The following is a 4,646-nucleotide window of genomic DNA, read 5'->3' on the forward strand; positions in this document are numbered from 1 at the left end:
ATCTTAGGCGCTATTTGTTTTTGCAAAATGTAAAAAAGCCTTTCTTTTGACTGATATAATTTAAATAAAAGCAGTTGCTTTATGGCTCGATAAGATTTATTTAATATTTAGGTTGATAGTCGTTTTTCTTATAGAAGGAGTGTTTAAATGAATGATACTATATCCAGAATACTCGATTGGTATAAAAGCGATAACCCCGGTGTTCGCTCGAAACTTTATAGATTACTTAATCATGGAAGACTTGCCGGGACAGGCAAGCTGGTTATCTTGCCGGTAGATCAGGGCTTTGAACACGGTCCTGCTAGGAGCTTCTCGCCGAATCCCGCAGGTTATGATCCGTTTTATCATCCACAACTCGCGATAGATGCAGGTTTAAGTGCGTATGCTGCTCCATTGGGATTTATTGAGGCTGCCTCAGCCGAATTTGCTGGCCAAATACCTTTGATACTCAAGCTTAACAATCACGATTCACTGATGTCCGAGACTAATCCCATAGGAGCACAAACGGCCTCTGTCGAGGATGCGCTTCGTCTCGGTTGCGATGCAGTTGGTTATTCCATATATCCGGGAACCGAATTTCGCGTCGATTTATATGAACAGCTCAGGGAGATAACACTCGAAGCCAAAGAGGCTGGGCTTCTAGTGGTTGTGTGGTCCTATCCCCGCGGGGGAGACCTTGCTAAGAAAGACGAGACTGCGCTTGATGTCGTGGCTTATGCCGCTCAGATTGCCGCGCAACTCGGTGCGCATATTATTAAGGTAAAGGTGCCTTCAGACAGGATTGCACAGGAGGCGGCGCTTAAAGCCTATGATAAATATCAAATACCTAAGGCGACTATCGCCGAGCGGATAAAGCATGTTGTTCAAAGCGCCTTCGATGGCCGTCGCATTATAATTTTTTCCGGTGGCGCCAAAAACGACGACGACGCATCGCTTTTCGAGGTTATTCGCGGTGTGCGTGATGGTGGAGGTTTTGGTTCAATTATCGGTCGCAATACTTTCCAACGACCTAGGGATAAAGCGTTGGCAATGCTCGATGAAATAATTCACATTTATGGAGGTAAATAAAGTGCCTTTCCACGAAATCGATGATAGATGTGTTAATACTATTCGCTTTCTTTCAGTCGATGCGATCCAACGAGCCAAATCTGGCCATCCCGGTCTCCCTTTGGGGGCCGCGTCAATGGCCTATGTTCTTTGGAGCAGGCATTTAAAATTTGATCCTACTAAACCCGATTGGTCTGACCATGATAGGTTTGTCCTTTCAGCCGGTCATGGTTCGGCATTACTTTATTCTCTGCTTCATTTAAATGGCTATAAAGTCACTTTGGATGATCTTAAGAATTTTCGTCAATGGGGGAGTCTTACACCTGGGCATCCGGAGAATTTTCTCACTCCCGGAGTAGAAGCCACGACCGGCCCGCTCGGGCAAGGTTTTGCGAATGCAGTAGGAATGGCTATAGCCGAGGCTCATCTGTCCGCTGAGTTCAATGTTTCTGGAGTCTCGAAAATAATCGACCATAGAACCTATACAATTTGTGGCGATGGCGATCTTATGGAGGGGATAACCTACGAAGCTGCGGCATTGGCCGGCCACCTTAGACTTTGGAAATTAATAACCCTTTTCGATGACAATCGTATTTCTCTTGCTGGTTCTACCACACTCAGCACTTCGGAGAATATAGCCAAACGATTCGAGTCTATCGGGTGGCAGGTTCTGCAGGTAATGGATGGTAACGACCTCGACGAGATAGATTCAGCCATTGAGAGTGCAAAGGCTGAACTGGATCGGCCCTCGTTTATCATGGTTAAGACTACTATTGGCTATGGTGCACCGACCAAGGCTGGAAGTTCATCCTCGCACGGTTCGCCGTTGGGGGAAGAGGAACTCGCCGGAGCTAAACGCGCCCTTGGATGGCCTATTGAACCATCTTTTTTTGTCCCTGATGATGTTCGTCAACACTTTGCCAAGCTAATCGAGGTCTCATCAGAGAACGCCAATAGATGGGGGAAAATCTTCGATGAATATTCCATAACAAGACCTGAACTTTCGGCGCAATTTAAGCGTCGATTTGCAGGTGAAGTTCCTGAGGGTTGGGAAAAATCACTACCATCTTTTTCGCCGAGTGATAAACCTATTGCAACCCGCAGAGCTAGCGAGTTTGTAATGCAATCGATAGCTGAGGTTGTTCCTGAGCTTATTGGAGGGTGTGCCGACCTTAATCCATCGACTTTTGCGTGGCTTAAAGATAAGGGTGATTTTCAAAGTCCATCGAATAACAGTGAGGGTTTGGAAGGTAAAGTGGGTGTGGTATGGGATTACACCGGCAGAAATATCCACTTTGGTGTTCGTGAACATGCTATGGGTGCTCTTGCTGTGGGGATGGCCTTACACGGGGGACTAAGGCCTTTCACGGGAACATTTTTTGTGTTCTCAGATTATATGCGCCCACCAATCCGGCTTGCGGCTTTGTCAAAAATTCCCGTTGTATTTATCTTCAGTCACGACAGTATCGGCGTGGGTGAGGATGGTCCTACGCACCAACCTATTGAGCATCTCGCATGTCTTCGTGCGGTGCCGAGGCTGGCGACTATACGCCCGGCAGATGCCAACGAGGTTGTGGAGGCATGGAGAATAGCGCTGGAGAGAAAACTCCCCACAACGCTCGTTTTCAGCCGCCAAAACCTGCCAATCTTCGATAGAAATAAATTTGGTTCGGCATCCGGTCTCAGGCGAGGCGCTTATGTGCTGTGGGATTCTTCTTCTAGCCCTGAATTAATAATAATTGCAACAGGCTCCGAGGTTTGCATTGCTCTCGAAGCCGGAGAAAAGCTCGCGCAAGAGGGAAAAAGTATTCGTGTTGTCTCGATGCCTTCGTGGGAGCTTTTTGAGGCTCAATCCGAGGCTTATAAAAATGGAGTTCTGCCACCGAATGTCAACAAACGCATTGCGGTCGAGGCTGGTATCCGTCAGGGGTGGGACAGGTTTATCGGCCAAAAAGGCGAGTTTATTGGTATGTCGGGTTTTGGTGCAAGCGCACCGGGGAATGTTCTTTATCGCAAATTCGGTATCACTGTTGAAAATGTCGTTGATATGGCCCAAAAAATGTTAGGAAAAGCAAATGAGTAAACTTCATGAACTTCTCGAATTCGGCCAGTCGGTTTGGCTCGATTTTATTGAAAGAAATCTCATCGAATCCGGCGAACTGAAAGATTATGTTGAGCTTGGTGTTTGTGGTGTAACATCGAATCCCTCTATTTTCAAGACGGCGATAGCCAACGGCACGGCCTATGATAGCAAGATAAATGAACTCGTTACTGGAGGCCATGACGCTGAAGAAATCTTCGAAGCACTTGCGCTAGAGGATATTGCAAATGCTGCTGACATACTTCGCCCAATCTATGATGAAACCGACGGTCGAGATGGCTTTGTTAGTCTCGAAGTCGATCCTCGACTTGCTAACGACTCGGTAACGACGATAACCGAGGCTAGGCGCCTGTTTTCCGTTCTTGCTAGACCTAATATAATGATAAAGGTGCCTGCTACCCGCGCAGGATATACAGCTATCGAGCAGCTAATTTCCGAGGGAATAAATACTAACGCGACGCTTATTTTCTCCATCGAACAATACACTAAAGTTGCCCAAGCATATATTTTTGGTATAGACCGGCTAATCGAGCGCGGTGGAAACCCATCCAAAGTGGCTTCTGTAGCATCATTTTTTGTTAGCCGCCTTGATGGGAAGATGGACCCTCTTTTAGAAAAAGCTGGTGCGCTCGAACTTCAGGGACGTATAGCTGTTTCCTATTCCAAAACAGTGTATGCGAAATATAAAAATCTTTTTTCGAGCGCTAAGTGGCAGGAATTGTCAACTTCCGGTGCGCGGCCTCAAAGGCTTTTATGGGCTAGCACTGGCACGAAAAATCCAAAATTCTCCGATGTTTTATATGTCGAGAATCTGATAGGCTCCGGCACAGTTAACACCATCCCTCCGAAAACACTTGTGGCTGTTCTCGACCACCTCGAAGTTGGCGAGCATGTTAATGAGGGTCTCGATGAAGCTGGTCAAATACTGGAGAAGCTTCCTGGATTGGGTGTAAACATCGAACAGGTTAATAACGAGCTTTTGGCAGAGGGTGTCGATAAATTCACCCTTGCCTTCACAGAGCTTATTGAAAGTATCGGGAATAAAGCGAAGGAATAAAAGGCTCGACAATCGACGAAATTTCTCGCACCTAGATATTTGTTGATATATAGCGGTATATGCCCTCGCCGCAGATTTGCACAATGTTGCCGCGTATGGAATTATATTCGTAGCGCCAATTTCCACTGCGTGAGAAAATACTTGTCGTCGTGGTGGCTATCGACAGTGAGAGTGAATAAGACGATTAATTTAATTGCTCTCGAATTCCGCATGTGCTTTGTCGGGTTATTTTTTTGGTAACATTTTGCACCGATGGCCTTCGTTTTTTTACCCTTTATATATCTCGACGCGGTTTCGACCGTGTTCTTTAGCCAGATACATCGCTTCGTCGGCTTTTTTCAAAAGCGGTTTGATCTTCTCGCCATTTTCTGGGTAAATGGCTATCCCGATACTTACAGATGTATTCACAAGATGTCCTTCGATCTTCATCGATTCAGCGAT

At 46.3% G+C, this 4,646-nt stretch carries 4 protein-coding genes; 3 read left to right on the plus strand and 1 reads right to left on the minus strand.

The genetic code is table 11. The annotated features are described in order from the left end of the window. Positions 1-147 precede the first annotated feature (147 nt). The 3 genes from KAH81_02490 to tal are packed head-to-tail and all read left to right on the plus strand — an operon-like array spanning position 148 to position 4,205. Positions 148-1,068 carry a class I fructose-bisphosphate aldolase gene (locus KAH81_02490; protein MCK5832514.1) on the plus strand — a complete coding sequence of 307 codons (921 nt, stop codon included), beginning with the start codon at positions 148-150 and terminating at the stop codon, positions 1,066-1,068. Beyond that, positions 1,055-3,130 (plus strand): transketolase, encoded by a 2,076-nt coding sequence (tkt, locus tag KAH81_02495; GenBank protein MCK5832515.1) that lies wholly within the window; start codon positions 1,055-1,057, stop codon positions 3,128-3,130. Before KAH81_02490 ends, tkt begins: the two co-directional genes overlap by 14 nt. After that, on the plus strand, positions 3,123-4,205 hold the full coding sequence (gene tal, locus KAH81_02500) for a transaldolase (protein MCK5832516.1): 1,083 nt from the start codon (positions 3,123-3,125) through the stop codon (positions 4,203-4,205). Before tkt ends, tal begins: the two co-directional genes overlap by 8 nt. A 267-nt stretch (positions 4,206-4,472) precedes the next feature. On the opposite strand, the gene KAH81_02505 is transcribed toward tal, so the two are convergent. Then, positions 4,473-4,646, minus strand: a complete 174-nt coding sequence (locus KAH81_02505) for a diguanylate cyclase (GenBank protein ID MCK5832517.1) — start codon at positions 4,644-4,646, stop codon at positions 4,473-4,475.

The organism is bacterium (assembly GCA_023145965.1).
In the GTDB taxonomy this organism is placed as follows: Bacteria; UBP14; UBA6098; order UBA6098; family UBA6098; genus UBA6098.